The 3079-nt window shown below is 39.6% G+C and carries 1 protein-coding gene and 1 pseudogene; both read right to left on the bottom strand.

Translation table 11 applies throughout. The features are described 5' to 3' along the window. On the bottom strand, positions 1 to 554 hold a 554-nt coding region (locus tag I3255_RS13475), incomplete at its 3' end, for a DUF2971 domain-containing protein (protein WP_238039266.1). Positions 555 to 1740: 1186 nt separating this feature from the next. Beyond that, positions 1741 to 3079 (bottom strand): annotated as a pseudogene (locus I3255_RS13470) (hypothetical protein); the annotation flags it as partial.

Genomic DNA, 3079 nt, shown 5'->3' with positions numbered 1-3079 from the left:
GCGTTATCTGGTAATTGATACATATCCATAGGCCGACCATTGATGAGCTTTTGCGTCAAATAGGATGACTCACAAACAATGCGAACCTCTTCTTCATATGACCATTCCTGTGACTTAAAAAGAAATGATCTTTTTAGAACATCTGAAGTAACTGAATCCTTAAACACCCGTTGTTCTAACTTAGGTGGCTTTGTCCTAGTATAAATGACCTCCCCCTTTGATGCGGGAATAACAAAACTATCAGAATCAAATCCAGCATTAGAAGTATCAAATTCAAGTACAACACCCTCATATGCTTGTGAATAATGAGACCACATTAATGGATTTAAAGGCTCTCGTGTTAACGATAAAACCCGATAATTAACCCTAGCCTCCAGTAGCATTTGCTGCCTTTTCTGAGCATACATCTTATCCCAATCTGGGACACCTTCCCCCCAACCTGTAGCCATACCTTCAAATGGATCATTGAATCTATCTATCTGATTAAAACCAATATTAGAGTTTTCAATAATGCTTTTAGCTGCATTATACGATGTGTATTTATATAACTTCATTCATGATACTTCCTTAAAATATAACGTTCGAATAACGGCGTTACGATGAAAAAATGCGTCACGAATAAACGTCCTTCGTTCATTCGCTTGTTAAATCTATTGTCACATCAAATTATTCTTTGGTAGTTCCAAATTTTCAGTCTTGGCTACATTGTTCACTTCTGAGTAGAAAGCCTCAAACTGTTATCTAATTTTGACCTGATAAAACTGAGGCCGAAGTAACTTAAATTGGTGTTCGCTAACATATGGTTCGATGATATCGAGTGAATGAAGGGAGTAGGTTAAAACTTCATTTGTATAGCACATTTTCGCAGTAGTATGAAGACAGAAAGCAAAAAGCGATAGCGTTATTCCAACTATAACCCAATAGCTCTTTCGGCTTCTTATAAAGTGCCTAGTTCTAGACGCAGGAGCTTCTGGGTCTTTCGCGTCACTCCGAGCTCTTGCTGGATGCCGTAAATACACCCAATAATATGACAGTGGTAGAGTTGATATGATGAGTACATATATTGCTAGAGAATAGTTTTCTGAAACCCACAGCATCTGAAGCATAAATACCGTCTTTATATGAAGTGAGCGCTATGTTAATTAAGTTAATAGACCAAAGTACCAGCTTGTCAAATGCATCAGATAAGAGTCGTTCCATAAGCCACTACCTATTACTCCAAGTACGATCGTTACAAACCCCTAACTGAATCTTAATATATTTGTACAACTTGAGTTCTTAAAATAGATTTAACAGCTTATTAGCGGGCAACTTTCCCGTTTAGTTCAAAACCGGGACGCCCGATTAGACCGCGTACTCTTGTGCCAGCTTATCATATAGCTTCTTAAAATCAGTAACTTAAATTTTACAGTTGCAACTTGAATAGGTAAAAACGGGCGTCCCGTACTAAAAAGCAGTTCATTTTTACTAAATACATTGCACTGTACATTTACACAGATTAAATGCATAAAGAATATTTGTTCTTTGTGGAATGATTAGAGCACTCGGATGGTCGAAACGCTAACTCACTTTGGGGTATTTCTGAGCTAGCCATGATAGCTAGCTCGTTATTGGACATAAACGTATCAGTAACTTTGCTATTTTAGGAAATACGGATTAGCTAAAGTTTGGCTAAACTTGATAGCAAAATGAAAGACGTGAATCTATGTTATGCGCTCTCTGATTACCGTGGTAGCCAAATCATGAATCAGAAACTAAAGCTCTTTTATTCATATCAATGACTATCACTTCTATCTCATCAATACCTACATACCCGTGTGCTATCGACTTCCAATAGTCTTTAAGTACTGAAGCGAGCTTGTCAATACCTACTTGCTTACCACCTATCCTCCAATACTTGGTCTGCTTCTGTGATATTAAAAGAAACACACCACAACCAGCAGTGCCCTCTCTTAGATAATCCCCAACGAGTTGGTTCCGAAGCCGCTCGCACAATTCAAAACCACTCCAACCTTTATCAAGTAACTTTAACTCAATCGGTACTGGAGAGGATACTTTCGGGTTAGCAAGCCAAATATCCATCCTTTGTTCATTAGCTAACTCTGGCTCCTCTGCGATAGTGTAGTGACCATTGGCACTTTTTCTTAGCTCGGCAGCAATTAGCGTTCTAACCTCATTTTCTTTGGTCGCTCTTTGCCATGTCATCCATGGGCTATCATTACCATTTTCTACCCAATCCTTTATAGAAAGGATTTGTTGGACACCTAGTTCAAATAGTTGCTTGTGCGACTCAGGAGAGATCTGCTTAGTTTTATGGAACTCCTTAAACTGGTTATCTGTCCATAAAGGAACATCACCATATGCTTCTGCCATTTTGTATGCATTCTTTCTCATCCACGGTCGATGTGACTCATTAGGGTGATCTTCTATCAGCTGTGTCAAAGCGCAATAGCTCTCCTTTGAGGGAAGTTCAACCAAGTAGTTGAACAACATATCTCTTGCTTCTTGAGCATGATCTCTTGTTGTGGGGCTATAGACCCCTGTGTCCGCTCGCTTAAGATCATCACTGACCCTGATATATTTATGCATCAGAATGTACAAAGCCTTCAAGTGAGCTACCACTTTAAACCGTCCTACATTATAAAGAGAGCGATGTGAGCTCCTCCCACCTAACAACGCTTCCATAAATACTTCCGCAGCGTGCGTTGCCTGTTTAGGCTCAAGCGTTGCTAACCACTCCTCTAACTCTGGAATACCTTGGTTAGGCTCACTATCGACTAATAGCGAATACCACCACGCAGTTTCATGAGTATCACCTTGACTTGCTGATATGTATTTTTGGGCTAGCAAAGATAGTTGCTCAGCACTAATACCACCTTCGATCAATAGTCGTAAGCAGTACTCCTTATTAGCTTGGATTAGGTTTCCTGAGCTGATTAGGTACTCAAATACAGCGTCAGCGAGATGTTGTTTGAGCCAAGGAGCGTGATACACCAAGTCGTGTAAAATGTGGCTTGAAACCTCTTTAGCTTTACTATTATTCTCTAGCTCCCAAAACACCTCTTTAAGAATAGCCTTA

The sequence above is a fragment of the Psychrobacter sp. Ps6 genome, from assembly GCF_022129235.1.
Taxonomy (GTDB): domain Bacteria; phylum Pseudomonadota; class Gammaproteobacteria; order Pseudomonadales; family Moraxellaceae; genus Psychrobacter.
The sequence above is the reverse complement of the archived record's forward strand: the minus strand, read 5'-3'. Positions and strand labels throughout refer to the sequence as shown.